Genomic DNA, 17942 nt, shown 5'->3' with positions numbered 1-17942 from the left:
GCGCATATCGTCGTCGCGGATACCGGGCCAGGGCTGGCCGACGAGGTCCGCGACCGGCTGTTCCAGGCTTTCGCCAGCACGAAGCGGGAGGGGATGGGGCTGGGCCTGTCGATCTGCCGCACGATCGTCGAGGCGCATGGCGGCCGCATCTGGGCCGAGGCGCGGACGGGCGGAGGCACCGAATTTCATTTCACCATCCCGCTTGCACGGTCGGAGGAGAGCCATGGCGGATAGACGCATGATCCATGTCGTGGACGACGAGGAGGCGCTGCGTCGCTCGGTCGGCTTCCTGCTGAAAACGTCGGGTTATGACGTCACGCCATGGGCAAGCGGCGCTGCCTTCCTCAAGGAGATCACGGCCGGGGCCGCCGGCTGCGTGCTGATGGACGTGCGCATGCCCGAGATGGACGGCCTCGAAGTCCATCGGCGCATGGTGGAACGCGGCATCGGACTTCCCGTGATCGTGTTGACCGGGCACGGCGACGTGGCGATGGCGGTCGCGGCGATGAAGCAGGGCGCGGTCGATTTCCTCGAAAAGCCGTTCGAGAAGGCCGCCCTGCTTGGCGCGATCGACCATGCGTTCGAACGGATCGAGAATGCCCGCGCGGCGCGCACGCGTGCGGAGGAAGCCGAATTGCGGATCGCCGTACTGACCGACCGCGAGCGCGACGTGCTCGACGGGCTGGCGCGCGGCCTGCCAAACAAGACCATCGCCCACACGCTCGACATCAGCCCGCGCACGGTCGAGGTCCATCGCGCACACCTGATGACCAAGCTCGACGTGCGTAGCTTCTCCGACGCGCTGCGGCTGGCCTTCGCCGCCGGCTATGGCGAGGCGGCGTGAGCGGGTCGCCTCAGATTCTGGTGGTCGACGACGATCAGGGCGTGCGCCGTTCGTTGACCCTGCTGCTGCGCGGCCACGGTTACCGCACCAAGGCCTATGCCGACGGCGCGGCGCTGGCCGGCGATCCGGAGGCGGCGGGCGCCTCGCTGCTCCTGGCCGATTATCGCATGCCGGCGGGCGACGGCTTCGATCTGCTCGAAATCCTGCGCGGGCGAGGATGGAACGGCGCTGCGGTGATGATCACCGGCCATGGCAGCGACTGGCTCCGCGCCGATGCCGCGCGGGCAGGATTCGACGGCGTCATCGAAAAGCCGCTTCGCCCCAATCTGCTGCTCGCGGCGGCACGCCGCGCGGTCGGCCCGACAAGCACCATCCCGGCCTGAAAGGAGCGACACCCCATGACTCCATCTCAACCGGCGCGACATGTCGTGATCCTCGCGCACCCCAATGCGCGCAGCTTCAACGCGCAGGTCGCCGAAACCTATTGCCGCGCGGTGGAGGCGTGCGGGCAAGTAGCCGTGCTGCGCGATCTCTACGCGATCGGGTTCGATCCCGTGTTGCGTGAAGCCGAGCGGCCCGGCCCGGACCTCTTCTCGGCCGCGCCCGACGTCCGCGCCGAACTCGATATCGTCGCCGGTGCCGACGCGCTCATCCTCGTCTATCCGGTATGGTTCGGGGCGCCGCCCGCGATGATGAAGGGTTATATCGACCGGGTGATGGGCTATGCGGTCTCGCCCGCCGCGATGCAGGCGCGCAAGGGCAACGGGCTGCTCCAGGGCGCGCGCCTGGTGAGCTTCTCCTCATCCGCCGCCACCGGGCCGTGGCTGGCGGAACAAGGACAGGAGATGTCGATCCGGACGCTGGTCGACCGCTATCTCGCCCGCGCCTTCGCGATGGAGGAAGCCGGTCACGTCCATTTCGGCGGCATCGTGGAAGGGACGACCGAACGGGTCATCGCTGAATATCTGCACGAAGTAGAGCAGAAAGCGCGGCACGTCTGCGCCATCATACGGGCCGACCAACCGAATGGCGACGGACGTCCCTGACGCCGCCCGCCATCCGTGATGGTGACCCCTACGGGAATCGAACCCGTGTTTCAGCCGTGAAAGGGCCGCGTCCTAGACCGCTAGACGAAGGGGCCGTCCGGGCGTCCGCTTAGGGAAGGGTGACGCCGCCGTCAATCGGCCCAGGCGGCATCATCGAGATGAAGCTCGGCCTGCCGTCCGCCCGACCAGCCGTCGATCCGGGCGCGACCGGCGAGCCACAGGCGCCGGTCGCGGCCGGCGCCGAGCAGCGCCTGGCCCAAGGCGCTGTCCGCTTGCCGGAACGCGATCGCCTTGATCGAGCGGCCGTCGTCCCCGCCCGCGACGATGCGGACATGGCCGTTGCCGACCACGTCGGCCTTGACGATCCGGACCGGCCCGGCCGCGACGCGGGGGCTCGGCCAGCCCGCGCCATAGGGGCCGCCCGCCTCCAGCGCCTCGACCAGCGACGGCGCGACGCCGCCGCAGCTCAGGATGGCATCCAGCAGCAGCACGCGGTCGTCACGCGCGCGCGCCACGTCCGCCGCCAGTCGTTCGTCGAGGAAGTCCGCGAACGCGTCCATCCGGTCGGCTGCCACGGTAAGCCCCGCCGCCATCGCGTGCCCGCCGCCCGCGACCAGCAGCCCCATGTCCTTGGCGGCGAGCACCGCCGCCCCGAGGTCCACGCCCGCGATCGAGCGGCCCGATCCCTTGCCGAGGCCGTGGTCGTCGAGCGCGACGACGATCGCCGGCCGCCCGAGCTTTTCCTTCAGCCGCCCTGCGACGATCCCGATCACGCCCGGATGCCAGCCCCGACCGGAAACGAGCGCGACCGCGCGATTGTCTTGCGCCATCGCCAGCGCCTCGGCCGCCTCGGTTACCGCCAGCTCGATCGCGCGGCGCTCTTCGTTATGGCGGTTGAGCTCGGCCGCCATGGCCTCGACCTCGCCGTCGTCCTCGCTCGTGAGCAGGCGCACGCCCAGATCGGCGCGGCCGACCCGCCCGCCGGCATTGATGCGCGGCCCCAGCGCAAAGCCGAGATCGGTGCAGGTCGGCGCCCCGGTCAGCCCGGCGGCGCGCGCGAGCGCGGCGAGCCCCCGGTTGCGCCCCTGCGCCATGACCTTCAGCCCCTGCGCCACGAAGGCGCGGTTGAGCCCGCGCAGCTGCGCCACGTCGGCGACGGTGCCGAGCGCGACGAGGTCGAGCAGGTCGAGCAGCTTCGGTTCGGGCCGCGTCGCGAAATAGCCGCGCGCGCGCAGCACGCGCAGCAGCGCCGCGCCGAGCAGGAAGGCGACACCCACCGCCGCGAGGTGGCCATGCGCCGCGCCCTCCCCTTCGTCGAGACGATTGGGGTTCACCACCGCAAATGCACGCGGGAGGGCGGCCGCGCATTTGTGGTGATCGACCACGATCACGTCGACGCCCTCGGCGGCGGCCATTTCCAGCGCGTCGAACGCCTGCGCGCCGCAATCGACCGTCACGATCAGCCGCGCGCCGCCGCGCGCGATCCGCACCAGCGCCTCGCCGCTCGGGCCGTACCCTTCCATCAGGCGGTCGGGGATATAGGCCTGCGGATCGAGCCCCAGCGCACGCAGCAGGCGGATCAACAGGGCGGCCGACGTGGCACCGTCGACATCATAGTCGCCGAACACCGTCACCGCCTCGCCCGCCGTCACCGCCGCCGCCAGCCGTTCGGCGGCGGCATCCATGTCGCGGAACAGCGAAGGGTCGGGCATGAAGCCGCGGATCGTGGGCAGGCGGTGGAGGTCGAGCGCCTCGCGCGTCACGCCGCGCGCGAGCAGGAGCTGCGCCACGAGGTCGTCCGCCACGAAGCCGTCATCCTGCGGCTCGCCCGCGCGGCCGCGCCAGCCCCACGGCTGGCCGAGGATCGAGCGGGAGACCGAGAGCGCGGGCGTCATCCGCCGACCTTAAGCGCGCGGCGGCGGCGCGGGAATCCCCCGGTCAGAAAAGGAGGGTCAGTTCGTAGAACATCGCGCCGACCAACGCGGCGGCGGGCAGCGTGACCACCCACGCCACGACGATGCTGGAGGCGACGCTCCACCGCACCGCCGACATGCGCCGCGCGGCGCCCACGCCGACGATCGCGCCCGTGATGGTATGCGTGGTCGAAACCGGGATCCCGCCGAAGGTAGCGAGGAACAGCGTGATCGCGCCGCCGCTTTCCGCGCAGAAGCCCTGGTGCGGGGTCAGGCGCGTAATCTTTGATCCCATCGTATGGACGATCCGCCATCCGCCCAGCAGCGTCCCGATGCCCATCGCGGCCTGGCACGACAGCACGACCCACAAGGGAACGTGGAAGCTGCCGTGGAGCATGCCCTGCGAATAGAGCAGCACGGCGATGATCCCCATCGTCTTCTGCGCGTCATTGCCGCCATGGCCGAGCGAATAAAGCGCGGCCGACACGAGCTGAAGCCGGCGGAACACGCCATCGGCAAAGGCAGGCGTTCGCCGCGCGAACAGCCAGCTTGTCACCAGCACCATCAGCAGCGCGAGCAGCAGGCCGATCAACGGGGAGAGGAAGATCGCCGCCACCGTCTTGGCAACGCCCGACCATACCACCGCCGAAACGCCCGCCTTGGCCGTCCCCGCACCGATCAGCCCGCCGATCAGCGCGTGGCTGGAGGAAGACGGGATGCCGAGGCCCCAGGTGATGAGGTTCCAGCTGATCGCCCCCATCAGCGCGCCGAAGATCACCGACGCATCGACGATCTCGGCCGAGACGATCCCCTTGCCGACCGTCTCCGCCACGTGAAGCCCGAACACGAGGAAGGCGATGAAGTTGAAGAAGGCGGCCCACAAAACCGCGACCTGCGGGCTGAGCACGCGGGTCGATACCACGGTCGCGATCGAATTGGCGGCGTCGTGCAGGCCGTTCAGCAGGTCGAACAGCAGCGCGATGCCGATCAGCGCGATCAGCAGCGGAAAGGCGATTTCGGCCATGGAAGATCAGGCGTGATCGAGCACGAGACCCTGGATCTCGTTGGCCACATCCTCGAACCGGTCGACCACGCGTTCGAGATGGCTGTAGATTTCACGAGCGATGACGAAGTCCATCGGCCGCTGGCTCTCGCTCGCGGCGCGGAAGATCGCGCTCAGCCCCGAATCATGGATCTCGTCGGCATGGCCTTCGAGCTGGATCAGCCGCGCGGTCAGTTCCAGGATGCGGGTCGCATTGTCGCCGATCGAGCGGAGGAGCGGCACCACCTCCTGCGTGACGCGCGCCGCCTCGACGATGATCCCACTCATGTCGCGCATTTGCGGTTCGAACTGGTCGAAGCTGTAGAGCGCGATCGCCTTGGCGGTCTGGTTCATCTGGTCGATCGAATCGTCCATCGCCGCGATCAGCCCGGTGATCGCGGTGCGATCGAACGGGGTGATGAGGATGCGGCGAACATCCTGCAGCACGTCGCGCGTGATATCGTCGGCCTCGTTCTCGCGCACGCGGATCTCCTCCACGTGCGCGGCGACCGAATCACCGCCGTGGAGCAGGCGCGCGAGCGCATCGGCGCCCGCGACAAGCGTCGCGGCATGCGCCTCGAACTGATCGAAGAAGCGGCCCTGCTTGGGCATCAGCGCCTGGAACCAGCGCAACATCGGCAAAGTTTCTCCCTGTCGACGCGCCCATGACAAGAGCCGCTCGCGCCGTCCAGTGGGTCGTTGCACACGGAACCGGGCGATAAGATGGCCAAGATCGTCCTCGTCCACCACGCCGGCCGCCTCGCTGAGGTCGAACCAGCGCGTTTCGCGCTCGTCGCGTTCGGGCCAGTCGGTGGCCTGCTCGGTCACCGCGAGCGGGAACAGAGCGACCTTGGCACGCTTGCTCCGCCCGTCCGATCGGCGCTTCCAATAGCGATAGGAACCGAGCGCGGTCGGGCAGGCGATGCCACGCACGCCCGCTTCCTCGAACGCCTCGACCGCGGCGGCTTCGTGGCTGGAAAGGCCCCGAATGGGGTTGCCCTTGGGCAGCACCCAGCGCCGCGTGTCCCGGCTGGTGATGAGAAGCACGCGCACCCGTCCCTGCGCATCGGTGCGATATGGTAAAGCGGCAACCTGGCGGACGAGAAAGCTCCTTTTCGTCTTCTTATATCAAATCGCGCGGAAATGGAATCATGGCGAGCCCGATGGGCTGGGCGCTGACGCACCACGACTTGGCGCGCGCTAAGTTTTGCTGTCTGGACTCCGATGGGCGGCCGCCTAATCATTTGGACGGGCGCCGACTCACCAGACTCCCGTCGGCGCCCGCCTCCCCGCTTGAACCGGGCGCACCAAGCGCGCACAGCCGCTCCAACGATAAGGAGAGGCTTCATGCGCGATATTGCGCACCTGATCGCGGGCGGCGCGGGCTCCGCCGCCGCGCGCCACGGCGATGTTTACGATCCCAATGAAGGCACGATTCAGGCGCGCGTCGCGCTCGGCGGGAAAACCGAACTGGACCGCGCGGTCGCGGCCGCGAAAGCCGCCCAGCCCGGCTGGGCCGCCACCAATCCGCAGCGCCGCGCACGCGTCATGTTCGCATTCAAGGCGCTGGTCGAACGCGAGATGGACGCGCTCGCCCGCCTGCTGTCGTCCGAACATGGCAAGGTCGTTGCCGACGCGCGCGGCGACATCCAGCGCGGGCTGGAGGTGATCGAATATTGCTGCGTCGCCCCGCATCTCCTCAAGGGCGAATTCACGCATGGCGCGGGCCCCGGCATCGATGTCTGGTCGATGCGCCTGCCGATCGGCATCGGCGCGGGGGTCACGCCGTTCAACTTCCCGGCGATGATCCCGCGGTGGCTGTTCGGGCCGGCGCTCACCGCTGGAAATGCCTTCATCCTCAAGCCGTCCGAGCGTGATCCTTCAGTCCCGGTGCGGCTGGCCGAGCTGATGCTGGAGGCGGGGTTGCCGCAGGGCGTGCTCCAGGTCGTCCATGGCGACAAGGAGATGGTCGACGCGATCCTCGACCATCCCGGCATCGCCGGCGTCAGCTTCGTCGGATCGTCCGATATCGCGCATCACGTCTATCGACGCGGCACGGCGGCGGGCAAGCGCGTGCAGGCGATGGGCGGGGCCAAGAATCACGGCATCGTCATGCCCGATGCCGACCTAGACCAGGTGGTCAACGATCTGGCCGGTGCGGCCTTTGGCTCGGCGGGCGAGCGCTGCATGGCGCTGCCGGTGGTGGTGCCGGTGGGCGAGGAGACCGCCGAGCGGCTGCGCGACAAGCTGATCCCCGCCATCGACGCGCTGCGCGTCGGCGTATCGACCGATCCCGACGCGCATTACGGGCCGGTCGTGAACGCCGCGCACCGCGCGAAGATCGAGCAATGGATCCAGACCGGCGTGGACGACGGCGCCGAGCTGGTGGTCGACGGGCGCGGCTTCGCGCTCCAAGGGCATGAGGAGGGCTTCTTCATCGGCCCCAGCCTGTTCGACCGGGTGACGCCGGACATGGCGTCCTATCGCGAGGAAATCTTCGGCCCGGTGCTGCAGATCGTGCGCGCACGCGATTTTGAGGAGGCGGTCGCCCTCCCGTCGCGCCATCAATATGGCAATGGCGTCGCGATCTTCACGCGCAACGGCCATGCCGCACGCGAATTCGCCGCGCGGGTCGAGGTCGGCATGGTCGGGATCAACGTGCCGATCCCGGTGCCTGTCGCCTATCACAGCTTCGGTGGGTGGAAGCGGTCTGGCTTCGGCGATCATAATCAGCACGGCATGGACGGAATCCGGTTCTGGACCCGGACCAAGACCGTCACGGGGCGCTGGCCCGACGGAACGGCGAGCGACGATTCGGCCTTCGTCATCCCGACGATGGCCTAGAGCAAGGCGGCCAGCCCCGCGCGCCAGGTAGGATAAACCGCACGCCAGCCGAGCAGCCGCCTGGCGCGTCCGTTCGCGACCCGCCGATTCTCACCGTAAAAAGCGCGCGCGGCAGGCGACAGCGCCGGATCGTCCATGGCCACGCAGGGCGGCGGGGGCAGGCCGAGTCGCGCCGCCGCCCAGAGAAGCAGCGCCTCCTGCGCGGCGGGGGCGTCGTCGGCGATGTTATAGGCCCCCGCCGGCCCTTGACCGAGCGCCGCCGCCACCGCCCCGGCGATGTCGTCGGCATGGACGCGGCTGAACACCTGTCCGGGCGCATCGACGCGGCGCGCGGTGCCGGCGCGCAGCCGATCGATCACCGACCGGCCCGGGCCGTAGATGCCGGGCAGGCGGAACACACGCGCGCCGAGCGCCAGCCACGCCTGGTCGGCGGCGATACGATCGCTCCGTCGCCCGCGCAGCGGCGCATCCTCATCTACCCAAGCCCCGTTCGTGTCGCCATAAACCCCGGTCGAGGAGAGGTATCCGATCCACCCGACACGGCCGATCGCAGGAGCATGGCTGTCGAGCACCGCGTCACGCCCCGCCTCCGGCGCTACGGTGGACAGCACCGCGTCGGCGCGGGCCAGTGCTGTGGCGACGACCTCCGGATCGGCGTGACGGCCGAACGCATCGACCTGCCACCCGTCGCGCGCCAGCCGCTGGGCGATATGGCTGCCGGCATAGCCCGGTCCGAACAGAACGAAGCGTCGCATCACGCGCGCCATAGCATGGACGGCAGGGGGACTGGCCACGCCCCGCGCGGCACCATACATGCCGGCCCATGCTAGACGCGATCGCCGCCGCCCTCACACCGCCGCCGCCGATCCGGCGCGAGGATTATCGCCCACCCGACTGGCTGGTGCCCGAGGTCGCGCTCGATTTCGCGCTCGATCCCGCCGAGACGATCGTAACTTCGCGGCTGACCGTGCGTCGCAACGGGGCGCATGCGCATCCGTTGCGCCTGAACGGCGATGGGCTGCGCGCCAACCGCGTCCTCATCGATGGCGAGGAGTTGCACGATGCGTGGCGGATGGACGGCCCGGACCTGCTGATCGACCTGCCCGGCGACGACCATCTGGTCGAGACCGAGGTGACGATCGCCCCGGTCGGCAATTCCAAGCTGATGGGGCTCTATGCCTCCGGTGGCTTGCTCTGCACGCAGTGCGAAGCGGAGGGCTTCCGCCGCATCACCTTCTTTCCCGACCGGCCCGACGTGCTGAGCCGCTACACGGTGCGGATGGAAGCGGATCGCGCGCGTTTTCCCATCCTGCTCGCCAATGGCGACGTGGTGGACGAGGGCGAGGCGCCGGGCGGCCGGCATTATGCGCTGTGGCGCGACCCGTTCCCCAAGCCGGCCTACCTCTTCGCGCTGGTGGCGGGCGACCTCGTCGTCAATCGGGATAGCTTCACCACGCGCTCGGGCCGCGACATTGCGCTCGGCATCTGGGTCCGTGCGGACGATCTTCCCAAGACCGCGCACGCGATGGAGAGTCTGAAGGCGTCGATGGCGTGGGACGAACGCGTCTATGGCCGCGAATATGACCTGAACCTGTTCAACATCGTCGCGGTCGCCGATTTCAATTTCGGCGCGATGGAGAACAAGGGTCTCAACATCTTCAACTCGCGCTACATCCTCGCCGACGCCGACACTGCGACCGACGCGGATTTCGACGCGATCGCGGGCGTGGTGGCGCACGAATATTTCCATAACTGGTCCGGCAACCGCGTCACCTGTCGCGACTGGTTCCAGCTTTCGCTGAAGGAAGGCTTCACCGTCTTCCGCGACCAGCAATTCTCGGCCGATCAGGGCTCGGCGGCGGTCAAGCGGATCGAGGATGTCCGCGCGCTGCGCGCCGCGCAATTTCCCGAGGATGCAGGCCCGCTGGCGCATCCGATCCGCCCGGAAAGCTATATCGAAATCTCGAATTTCTACACCGCGACCATCTACAACAAGGGCGCGGAGGTGATCCGCATGCTGCACACCCTGCTCGGCGAGCAGGGTTTCCGCGCGGGCACCGATCTCTATTTCGACCGGCATGACGGGCAGGCGGCGACGTGCGAGGATTTCGTGCGCGCGCTGGAGGACGCGACCGGCGCGGACCTCACGCAGTTCCGCTTGTGGTACACGCAGGCCGGCACGCCGCGCGTGAAGGCGACGCTGGATTACGATGCGCCGGGCGGACGCGCGCGCCTCAAGCTCCGGCAGGCGGTCCCGCCGACGCCCGGCCAGCCTGAGAAGAAGCCAATGCCGATCCCGTTGCGCGTCGCGCTGCTCGGCGAGCGGAGCGGCACCGCGATGGGCGGCGAGCAGCTCGTCACGCTCGATGCGGACAGCGGCGAGGTGCTGTTCGAGGGGCTGACCGAAAAGCCGGTCCTGTCGATCAATCGCGGCTTTTCGGCGCCGATCGTGCTGGAAACGAATCGCGGCCCGGCCGAGCTCGCTTTCCTGTCGGCACATGACGACGATCCATTTGCGCGCTACGAGGCGATGCAGCAGCTCATGCTCGACACGCTCGTCGCGGGGGTGGCCGGGGACATCGATCACCGGCCGGTGGTGGACGCGGTGCGTGAAACGCTGGCCGATCCCCATCTCGACGCCGCCTTCATTGCCGAAGCCGTGCTGCTGCCGTCCGAAGCGATCATCGGCGATCATCTGGCCGAGGTCGATCCGGATCGCATCGCCGCCGCGCGCGAGGCGCTTCGCCGCGACATCGGTGCGACGCTCGGCGACAGCTGGCGCGAGGCCTATTCGGCGCATCGCGCCAATCGCTTCGAATATACGCCCGCCGCCAAGGGCGCGCGCCGCCTGCGCACCGTCGCTTTGGGCTATATCGCCGCGAGCGGCGCCGGCGACACCGCGACGCTTGCCTTCGACCAGTTCGAGGCTGCGGACAACATGACCGACCGGCAGGGCGCGCTCGGCGTTCTCGCCAACGGTGATTCGCCCGAGCGCACCCGCGCGCTCACCGCTTTCTACGATCGCTACGCGCACGATCCGCTGGTGCTCGACAAATGGTTCACCACGCAGGCGCTGTCGATTCGGCCTGACACGCCGGAGGCGGTGCACGCGCTGGCCGCGCATCCCGACTTCACGATCGCCAATCCCAACCGGCTGCGCGCGCTGGTCAACGCGTTCGCGATCAACCAGCGCGCCTTCCATGATCTGGCGGGCGGTGGCTACCGCTTCCTGGCGGACATGATCCTGAAGGTCGATCCGCTCAATCCGCAGAGCGCGGCGCGACTGGTGCCGGCGCTCGGCCGCTGGCGCCGGTTCGAACCCGTCCGCGCCGCCGCGATGCACGCCGAACTGGAGCGGATCCTCGCTGCCCCAGGGTTGAGCAAGGACGTGATGGAGCAGGTGTCGAAAAGCCTCGACCAGCAGAGCTGATCGCCGGCGGCCTGACGATCAGTTGGCGCCGATCCAGTCCGCCGCTTCGGCCGCGACCTGATTGGCCGCCTGGTTGACGGCGGCGCCCACGGTCGGCCCGTCCTGCGACGCGACCGGCACGCGCGCGGTGAAGCGGCGATATTCAACCTGGTCGCGCCCTGACCGTGCGAGGATCGCGTCGAACGTCACCACCGCCGCGTTGCCCGGCGCGTCGAGCCCGAAGGCGGTGACCTGGCCCGAAAGCCGCGTATCGGGCGTGATCGACTGAACGCGAGGGTCGGGTACGACGCGCCCCGTCCGCGCGGTGATCGTTTCCGCCAGCAATCCACGGAACAGGGCCGCGGGCGGCGCGGCCCAGCGATCCTTGACGACATAGGCCACGCCGGCCGTTCCGTTGGATACCATGATGCGCTGCGTGCCGAGCGACGGGATCGCCGACAGCGGCGCGACCGTCACCGCCTGCGCATCGGTGGCCGTGCGCGCGGGGCCGGCCTGAACCGGGCTGGCCGGGGTCAGCACGAGCACATGGTCCGGCGCCTTGGGCCCGATGCTGATACAGCCGGCTAGCGGCAGCGCGGAGGCGAGGACGAGAGCGGCGAAGCGGGGCATCATCATCACTTCCTCGGTTTATAGTCGGGCAGGCGCTGGCCACCGAGCAGACCGCCCGCGCCGCCGCTTTCGAAGCGTCCGGACACCGCCTGCAGCGTCGCCGCCGTATCGGAAAGGTCGCGGATCAGCTGATTGGCGGCGGGGATCGTCTGCGTCGACAGCGCCTTCAGGCCCGGCCGTGCATCGGTGACCGCCGCGTCGAGCGTCTCCATGCTGTGCTGGGCCGACGCGATCGCGCGGTTGAGGTTGGTCAGCATCGGATCGATGTTGCGATTGGTGCTCTGCGCCAGCAGCCCGAACTGCTCCGCCGCATTCCCCGCCTGGCGGATCGCCACGCGCGCCTCCGCCAGCGTCGCCGCAATGTCCTCGCTCCGGTTCGCCAGAGCGCCGGAAATCGTGTCGATATGCGCCAGGATGCCGGTGATCGAGCGCTGGTTCTGCGGATTGAGCAGGTCGGTGACGCGCTCGGTCAAGGTCGTCAGCCGGTCGAGCAGAGCCGGCGCATTGTTGAGCAGCGCGCCGAGCCCGCCCGCCTTGGGCGGAATCAGCGGCTCGCCGAACGGCCCCGGCTGGTCGATCGGCGGCGCGCCCTGAACCGCACCGTCGAGGTTGATCTGGCTGACGCCGGTGAAGCCCACGCCGGCGATCGTCGCGGTCGTGCCCTGCAGGATCGGCGTGTCGTTCTTGACCGAGATGCGCACGCGGATCAGCTCGGGCTGGTCGGGCATGATCGCGATCTCCTCGACCTTGCCGACCGGCACGCCCGAGAAGGTCACGGCCGACCCCTTGGCAAGCCCGTCGACCGACGATTTGAACAGGATGTCGTAGCGCTTGTCGTCGGCGCCGCCGAAGCCGGCCAGCCACACGGTGAAGGCAAGCGCGATCGCCACGAGCGCGAGCACGACGCCGCCGACCAGGATATGGTTCGAGCGATTTTCCATCAGCGTCCGCCCGCCCCCCTCATCCGATCGCGTCCGGCGCGGTGTCCCCGCCCGCCGATGCCAGCGCGGCATTGCGCCGTTTGATGTTTTCCAACGGATCCCCGTTCGCGTTTCGCTCGGCCGCGGCTTCCGCCACCCGGCCGCGCGGTCCGTTGAAATATTCCTGAATCCACGGATGGTCCAACGCCAATAATTCCGGGATCGTTCCGACCGCCACCACGCGTTTGTCCGCCAGCACCGCAACGCGGTCGCAGATGGCATGCAGCGTGTCGAGATCGTGCGTGATCAGAAAGACGGTGAGGCCCAAAGTTTCCTTCAGGCTCTTGATCAGATCGTCGAACGCGGCCGCGCCGATCGGGTCGAGCCCAGCGGTCGGCTCGTCGAGGAACAGCAGCTCCGGATCGAGCGCGAGGCTGCGCGCGAGACCGGCGCGTTTCTTCATGCCGCCCGACAGCTCCGACGGATATTTGGGCCCGGCCTCGGCCGGCAGCCCGGTCATCGCAACCTTGTAGGCCGCGATCTCGTCGAGCAGCTCCTGGTCGATCTGCGGGAAATATTCGCGCAACGGCACCTGCACGTTCTCGGCCACGGTCAGGGTGGAGAAGAGCGCCCCGCCCTGGAACAGCACGCCCCAGCGCCGTCGTACCTCGCGCGCCTCGGTATCCTCGCGGCCGATCATCGGCTCGCCGAATACCGATACCTCGCCCGAAGCCGGCGTCTGCAGCCCGATGATCGAGCGCATCAGCACCGACTTTCCCGTGCCCGATCCGCCTACGACGCCCAAAATCTCACCGCGCCGCACGTCCAGGTCGAGCTGGTCGTGCACCACCTGCTCGCCGAAGCGGTTGGTGAGCTGGCGGACGCAGATCACGTCGTCCCTGGATCCCTGCCCCCGGCTCATATCCATCCGATCGACGCGAAGAAGACCGCGAAGAATGCGTCGAGCACGATTACCAGAAAGATCGACTGAACCACCGCCGCCGTCGTGCGCAGGCCCACCGCCTCGGCATTGCCTTCGACCTGCATCCCGTTGAAGCAGCCGGCGACCGCGATGATCAGCCCGAACACCGGCGCCTTGATGAGTCCCTGATACAGATCGGTGATCGGCACGACCTCGCGGATCCGGCTGACGAAGGTGACCGGCGGAATGTCGAGGTTGAACCACGCGAACAGCCCACCGCCGACCAGCGCGACCATCGCCGCGTAGAAAGCGAGCAGCGGCATCATGATCACGCCCGCCATGATGCGCGGGAGGACGAGTGCCTCCATCGGCGCAACGCCGATCGTGCGCATCGCGTCGACTTCCTCCGCCAGCCGCATCGATCCGATCTGCGCGGCGAAGGCAGAGCCCGAACGCCCCGCCACCATGATCGCGGTCATCAGCACGCCCAGCTCGCGGAAGGTCAGCCGACCGACGAGGTTGATCGTGAACACCTCCGCGCCGAACTGGCGAAGCTGGATCGCGCCCTGCTGCGCGATGACGATGCCGATCAGGAAGCTCATCAACCCGATGATGCCGAGCGCGGCGACGCCCACCACCTCGAACTGGCGGACCACGGCATTCCAGCGGATCCGGCCCGGATGGCGGATCAACGCCCACAGCGTGATCGACACCGCGCCGAAGAAACCGATCAGCCCCAGCAGCGTGCGACCCGCTTCGATCGTCGCCGTGCCGACCTGGTCGAACACGCGCAGCAGCGACGGCCGCGCGTCGGGCCGGATCTTGAGGGGGTGATCGGCGGCGGCAACCTGCTCCAGCAGATGCGCCTCGTCCTCGTTCGCACCTTCGATCGCGACGTCGTGGTCGCGCGCGAGCCGGTGGACCAGCCACGCGCCGACCGTATCCATCCGCTCGATCCCCGCCAGATCGATCCGTTGGGGCACGGGGTCGAGCGCGTCGAGCCGAGTGGGGAGGTCGCCGATCCGCGCCAGCGTAAGCGCGCCGGCGAAGCGCAGCGTCCGGCCATCATCGGCAAGGGCGAAGTCGGCCGGGGCGGTCATCAGGTCAGACTATCGGCCCGGCGCATCACCTGTCGAGACGCTTTCGGATGCGGAATGGTTCCCGCCTGCACGATCATGCGTTAGCGCCAGCCGAACCCCCAGTTTTCCCGGACAGGAGACAGCAAGCGTGCGCGACCTCGCCATCTACGACATGGATCGCACGGTCACGCGCACCGGCACCTACACGCCGTTCCTGCTCCACGCCGCCCGGGCACTCAATCCCGCGCGGCTCGCGCTCGCCCCGGCGGTGCCCTTCACGATGGCGGCCTATGCGCTCAAGCTGATCGATCGGCGGCGATTGAAGGAACTCAACCAGTGGCTGCTGATCGGCGGATCGGTGCCGCGCGCGACGCTGGCCCCGGCGGTCGAGAGTTTCGCCGACCTGATCCTGCGCACCAACATCCATCCCGGCGCGCTCCGCCAGATCGAGGAGGACCGCAACGCGGGGCGGCGACTGGTCCTCGCGACCGCTTCCTACCGCTTCTATGTCGAGGCGATCGCGCGCCGGCTGGGCTTCGACGACGTGATCGCGACCGGATCGATCACCGGCCTCGACGACATCATCCACGCGCGGATCGACGGCGACAACAATTACGGCCCCGCCAAATTGCGCCTGATCGAAGCGTGGATGGCGCAGGAGGACATCGCCCGATCGGCGGTGAAGGTCCGCTTCTATTCCGACCACGTCTCCGACTGGCCCGCGCTGGAATGGGCGGACGAGCCGTTCGCCGTGAACCCCAGCCGGGGCCTGCGGCGGATGGCGGCGAAGCGCGGCTGGCGGATCGTCGACTGGGGTTTCTGACCGCCCGTTCGCCGCACCGCGTTTGCGATCGGGGAACATTTCCGGCACAATCGGCGCCAATCTTTCGGATAACGGGTGAGACGGATGGCGAGCCGGGCGGCGGGCGGGGCGGCATGGATCGACGGGGCGCGTCGCATCGGGCAGCGCGGCGGCGCCATGGCGGGTGCGCTCGCGATCCTCGCGGCCGCGCTGATGCTGGGATTTGCGCTGGCAAGCTATTCGCCCGGCGACCCCGCGCTGATGACGGCGGCGGGCGGCCCGGTCCGCAACGTACTGGGTCCGGCGGGCGCGTGGACCGCCGACCTGCTGCTGACGATCTTCGGCCTGCCGTCGATCCTGCTGATCCCGCCGTTGATCACCGTCGCGCTGCGGCTGTGGCGCGGGGTGCATCCGGGCAGGTGGAAGCGCGCGCTGCCTGTGACATTGCTCGGCATGCTTTTGCTCGGCATCGCGATCGCGCTGCTTCGCGGTGGATCGATCGCTGCTTTGCCGGCCGGCGCGGGCGGGGCGGTCGGCCTCGGCGCCGCGCGCGCGATCGATGACGGGCGGGGTCTGGGCCTGCCGGGCGGGGCGGCGGGCGTGCGGGTTGCCGCGATCCTGCTGCTGACGATCGCGGGACTCGGCCTCGCTTTCTGGGCGCTCGGGCTCGACGCGGAGGAGCGCGCCGCGTTGTTCCCGCGCCGCAAGCTGCGCGAGATCGACGAGTTTTCGGAAGCCCCGGCAGAGGCTCCCACCGCCCCCCTCCGCCGCGCCGCCGTGCGCCCGCGGCCCGCGATCGAGCCCGAGGCGGAGGATGCGGCCGAACCGCCCCGCCCGACCATCACCACGCCCGTGCGCGCCGCGCCCCCGCCGAACATCCGTAACCAGCGCGAGCGTCAGGCGAAGCTCGATCTGGGCGACACCTGGGTGCTGCCGACGCTCGACCTGCTGTCGCCCGCCCCGCCGCCGACCACGGGGACGCTCGACAAGACCGCGCTGGAGCGCAACGCCCGCCTCCTGGAGACCGTGCTCGAGGACTTCCATGTCCGCGGCCGCGTGACCGAGGTGCGCCCCGGCCCCGTCGTAACGATGTACGAGCTCGAGCCCGCCGCCGGGATCAAGGCGAGCCGCGTGGTCGCGCTGGCCGACGACATCGCGCGCAACATGTCGGCGCTGTCGGCGCGCGTCGCGACCATCCCCGGCCGCACCGTGATCGGGATCGAGCTGCCCAATCAAAAGCGCGAAAGCGTGGTGCTGTCGGAGCTGATCGCCAGTGACAAGTTCGAGGAACAGTCGCCCGGCAACCTCGCGCTGATCCTCGGCAAGAATATCGGCGGCGACCCCGTCGTCGCGGACCTGGCGCCGATGCCGCATCTGCTCGTCGCCGGCACGACCGGATCGGGCAAGTCGGTCGGCCTGAACGCGATGATCCTGTCGCTGCTCTATCGGCTGACGCCCGACCAGTGCCGGATGATCATGATCGATCCGAAGATGCTGGAACTGTCGGTCTATGACGACATCCCGCACCTTCTCTCCCCGGTCGTGACCGAACCCGCCAAGGCGATTCGCGCGCTCAAATGGGCGGTCGAGCAGATGGAGGACCGCTATCGCATGATGGCGACGATCCAGGTGCGCAGCCTCGGTTCGTTCAACGAGAAGGTGAAGGCGGCCAAGGCCAAGGGCCAGCCGCTCGGCCGCCGCGTCCAGACCGGCTACGACGCCGATACGGGCCAGCCGCTCTACGAGGAAGAGAAGCTCGAATATGAGCCGCTGCCGATGATCGTGGTGGTGGTCGACGAGCTGGCCGACCTGATGATGACCGCTGGCAAGGAGGTCGAGTTTCTGATCCAGCGGCTGGCGCAGAAGGCGCGCGCGGCGGGCATCCACCTGATCATGGCGACACAGCGCCCTTCGGTCGACGTCATCACCGGCGTGATCAAGGCGAACCTGCCGACGCGGATCAGTTTCCAGGTCGCGTCGAAGATCGATTCGCGTACCATCCTCAATGAGCAGGGGGCGGAGCAGCTGCTGGGCAAGGGCGACATGCTCTACGTCGCGGGCGGCAAGCAGATCGTCCGCGTCCACGGGCCGTTCGTGTCCGACGACGAGGTGCGCGGCGTGGCGGAGCATTGGAAGGCGCAGCGCCCGCCCGAATATGTCGCGGCCGTGACGGAAGAGCCGCTGGAGGGCGCCTATGAGATCGAGGGCGCGCCGACCGGCCCGGACGATCCCGAAACGCAGACCTACCGCCGCGCTGTCCAGCTCGTGGTGGAAAACCGGAAGGCGTCGACCTCGTGGCTCCAGCGCCAGCTTCGCGTCGGCTATAACGGCGCGGCGCGCCTGATCGAACGCATGGAGAAGGCCGGCATCATCTCCACCCCCGACCATGTCGGCCGCCGCGATGTGCTGATCGAGCCGGTCGACCTGCCGAGCTACCTGTAATCCGCCCCCCGACGTCGCCCCTGCGCAGGCAGGGGCCAGTTTCTCTCGC

General features: G+C 68.9%; 15 protein-coding genes, 1 tRNA gene and 1 pseudogene. 8 read left to right on the top strand and 9 right to left on the bottom strand.

Translation table 11 applies throughout. The features are described 5' to 3' along the window. The 4 genes from ACOJSF_RS10170 to ACOJSF_RS10155 form a co-directional block, all read left to right on the top strand. Positions 1-234 (top strand): ATP-binding protein (locus ACOJSF_RS10170; protein ID WP_420142090.1); only part of this gene is annotated, 234 nt, incomplete at its 5' end. Next, positions 224-844: a response regulator transcription factor gene (locus tag ACOJSF_RS10165; RefSeq protein ID WP_420142089.1), complete on the top strand. Its 621-nt coding sequence runs from the start codon at positions 224-226 to the stop codon at positions 842-844. The genes ACOJSF_RS10170 and ACOJSF_RS10165, both read left to right, overlap by 11 nt. Further along, positions 841-1227: a response regulator transcription factor gene (locus ACOJSF_RS10160; RefSeq protein WP_420142088.1), complete on the top strand. Its 387-nt coding sequence runs from the start codon at positions 841-843 to the stop codon at positions 1225-1227. The genes ACOJSF_RS10165 and ACOJSF_RS10160 overlap by 4 nt, the downstream gene beginning before the upstream one ends. A 15-nt stretch (positions 1228-1242) precedes the next feature. Then, the gene (locus ACOJSF_RS10155) at positions 1243-1890 is read left to right on the top strand and encodes an NAD(P)H-dependent oxidoreductase (RefSeq protein WP_420142087.1); all 648 of its coding nucleotides are present in this window, start codon (positions 1243-1245) and stop codon (positions 1888-1890) included. A gap of 19 nt (positions 1891-1909) precedes the next feature. On the opposite strand, the gene ACOJSF_RS10150 is transcribed toward ACOJSF_RS10155, so the two are convergent. The 4 genes and pseudogenes from ACOJSF_RS10150 to ACOJSF_RS10135 all read right to left on the bottom strand — a co-directional run. Next, positions 1910-1985: transfer RNA gene (locus ACOJSF_RS10150), tRNA-Glu, on the bottom strand. Positions 1986-2021: 36 nt separating this feature from the next. Then, complete coding sequence (gene recJ / locus ACOJSF_RS10145) at positions 2022-3785, bottom strand: single-stranded-DNA-specific exonuclease RecJ (RefSeq protein ID WP_420142086.1); 1764 nt, start codon at positions 3783-3785, stop codon at positions 2022-2024. Positions 3786-3828: 43 nt separating this feature from the next. After that, on the bottom strand, positions 3829-4827 hold the full coding sequence (locus ACOJSF_RS10140; RefSeq protein WP_420142085.1) for an inorganic phosphate transporter: 999 nt from the start codon (positions 4825-4827) through the stop codon (positions 3829-3831). Between the two features lie 6 nt (positions 4828-4833). Further along, positions 4834-5946: pseudogene (locus ACOJSF_RS10135) on the bottom strand (DUF47 family protein); the annotation flags it as partial. A gap of 246 nt (positions 5947-6192) precedes the next feature. On the opposite strand from ACOJSF_RS10135, the gene ACOJSF_RS10130 reads away from it, so the two are divergent. Next, a complete protein-coding gene (locus tag ACOJSF_RS10130) occupies positions 6193-7689 on the top strand; it encodes a CoA-acylating methylmalonate-semialdehyde dehydrogenase (protein WP_420142084.1) in 1497 nt (498 codons plus the stop codon). Here ACOJSF_RS10130 and ACOJSF_RS10125 read toward each other — a convergent pair. Then, positions 7686-8444 (bottom strand): SDR family NAD(P)-dependent oxidoreductase, encoded by a 759-nt coding sequence (locus ACOJSF_RS10125; RefSeq protein ID WP_420142083.1) that lies wholly within the window; start codon positions 8442-8444, stop codon positions 7686-7688. The two genes, ACOJSF_RS10130 and ACOJSF_RS10125, sit on opposite strands and share 4 nt — an antisense overlap. A gap of 68 nt (positions 8445-8512) precedes the next feature. Here ACOJSF_RS10125 and pepN point away from each other — a divergent pair, with 68 nt between their 5' ends. Further along, on the top strand, positions 8513-11119 hold the full coding sequence (pepN, locus tag ACOJSF_RS10120) for an aminopeptidase N (protein ID WP_420142082.1): 2607 nt from the start codon (positions 8513-8515) through the stop codon (positions 11117-11119). A gap of 18 nt (positions 11120-11137) precedes the next feature. Here pepN and ACOJSF_RS10115 read toward each other — a convergent pair whose 3' ends face one another. The 4 genes from ACOJSF_RS10115 to ACOJSF_RS10100 are packed head-to-tail and all read right to left on the bottom strand — an operon-like array spanning position 11138 to position 14670. Next, entirely contained in the window at positions 11138-11734 is a 597-nt protein-coding gene (locus ACOJSF_RS10115) for an ABC-type transport auxiliary lipoprotein family protein (protein ID WP_420142094.1), read from the bottom strand. Continuing rightward, positions 11734-12669: an MlaD family protein gene (locus ACOJSF_RS10110; protein ID WP_420142081.1), complete on the bottom strand. Its 936-nt coding sequence runs from the start codon at positions 12667-12669 to the stop codon at positions 11734-11736. Before ACOJSF_RS10110 ends, ACOJSF_RS10115 begins: the two co-directional genes overlap by 1 nt. 19 nt (positions 12670-12688) lie before the next feature. Then, positions 12689-13576: an ABC transporter ATP-binding protein gene (locus ACOJSF_RS10105; RefSeq protein WP_420142080.1), complete on the bottom strand. Its 888-nt coding sequence runs from the start codon at positions 13574-13576 to the stop codon at positions 12689-12691. Then, the gene (locus tag ACOJSF_RS10100; RefSeq protein WP_420142079.1) at positions 13567-14670 is read right to left on the bottom strand and encodes an MlaE family lipid ABC transporter permease subunit; all 1104 of its coding nucleotides are present in this window, start codon (positions 14668-14670) and stop codon (positions 13567-13569) included. Before ACOJSF_RS10100 ends, ACOJSF_RS10105 begins: the two co-directional genes overlap by 10 nt. 127 nt (positions 14671-14797) lie before the next feature. Here ACOJSF_RS10100 and ACOJSF_RS10095 point away from each other — a divergent pair, with 127 nt between their 5' ends. Both ACOJSF_RS10095 and ACOJSF_RS10090 read left to right on the top strand, forming a co-directional pair. Then, entirely contained in the window at positions 14798-15472 is a 675-nt protein-coding gene (locus ACOJSF_RS10095) for an HAD family hydrolase (protein ID WP_420142078.1), read from the top strand. An 84-nt stretch (positions 15473-15556) separates the two neighbouring features. Continuing rightward, positions 15557-17893: a DNA translocase FtsK 4TM domain-containing protein gene (locus ACOJSF_RS10090; protein WP_420142077.1), complete on the top strand. Its 2337-nt coding sequence runs from the start codon at positions 15557-15559 to the stop codon at positions 17891-17893. Positions 17894-17942: the final 49 nt, after the last annotated feature.

It is taken from the genome of Sphingomonas sp. (assembly GCF_048594985.1).
GTDB lineage: Bacteria > Pseudomonadota > Alphaproteobacteria > Sphingomonadales > Sphingomonadaceae > Sphingomonas_I.
The sequence above is the reverse complement of the archived record's forward strand: the minus strand, read 5'-3'. Positions and strand labels throughout refer to the sequence as shown.

What these genes read in the sequence shown, in the direction of transcription:
- ACOJSF_RS10165 (WP_420142089.1), top strand. Translation starts at nt 224, where the DNA reads ATGGCGGATAGACGCATGATCCATGTCGTGGACGACGAGGAGGCGCTG.
- ACOJSF_RS10155 (WP_420142087.1), top strand. Translation starts at nt 1,243, where the DNA reads ATGACTCCATCTCAACCGGCGCGACATGTCGTGATCCTCGCGCACCCC.
- recJ (WP_420142086.1), bottom strand. Translation starts at nt 3,785, where the DNA reads ATGACGCCCGCGCTCTCGGTCTCCCGCTCGATCCTCGGCCAGCCGTGG.
- ACOJSF_RS10140 (WP_420142085.1), bottom strand. Translation starts at nt 4,827, where the DNA reads ATGGCCGAAATCGCCTTTCCGCTGCTGATCGCGCTGATCGGCATCGCG.
- ACOJSF_RS10130 (WP_420142084.1), top strand. Translation starts at nt 6,193, where the DNA reads ATGCGCGATATTGCGCACCTGATCGCGGGCGGCGCGGGCTCCGCCGCC.
- ACOJSF_RS10125 (WP_420142083.1), bottom strand. Translation starts at nt 8,444, where the DNA reads ATGCGACGCTTCGTTCTGTTCGGACCGGGCTATGCCGGCAGCCATATC.
- pepN (WP_420142082.1), top strand. Translation starts at nt 8,513, where the DNA reads ATGCTAGACGCGATCGCCGCCGCCCTCACACCGCCGCCGCCGATCCGG.
- ACOJSF_RS10115 (WP_420142094.1), bottom strand. Translation starts at nt 11,734, where the DNA reads ATGATGATGCCCCGCTTCGCCGCTCTCGTCCTCGCCTCCGCGCTGCCG.
- ACOJSF_RS10110 (WP_420142081.1), bottom strand. Translation starts at nt 12,669, where the DNA reads ATGGAAAATCGCTCGAACCATATCCTGGTCGGCGGCGTCGTGCTCGCG.
- ACOJSF_RS10105 (WP_420142080.1), bottom strand. Translation starts at nt 13,576, where the DNA reads ATGGATATGAGCCGGGGGCAGGGATCCAGGGACGACGTGATCTGCGTC.
- ACOJSF_RS10100 (WP_420142079.1), bottom strand. Translation starts at nt 14,670, where the DNA reads ATGACCGCCCCGGCCGACTTCGCCCTTGCCGATGATGGCCGGACGCTG.
- ACOJSF_RS10090 (WP_420142077.1), top strand. Translation starts at nt 15,557, where the DNA reads ATGGCGAGCCGGGCGGCGGGCGGGGCGGCATGGATCGACGGGGCGCGT.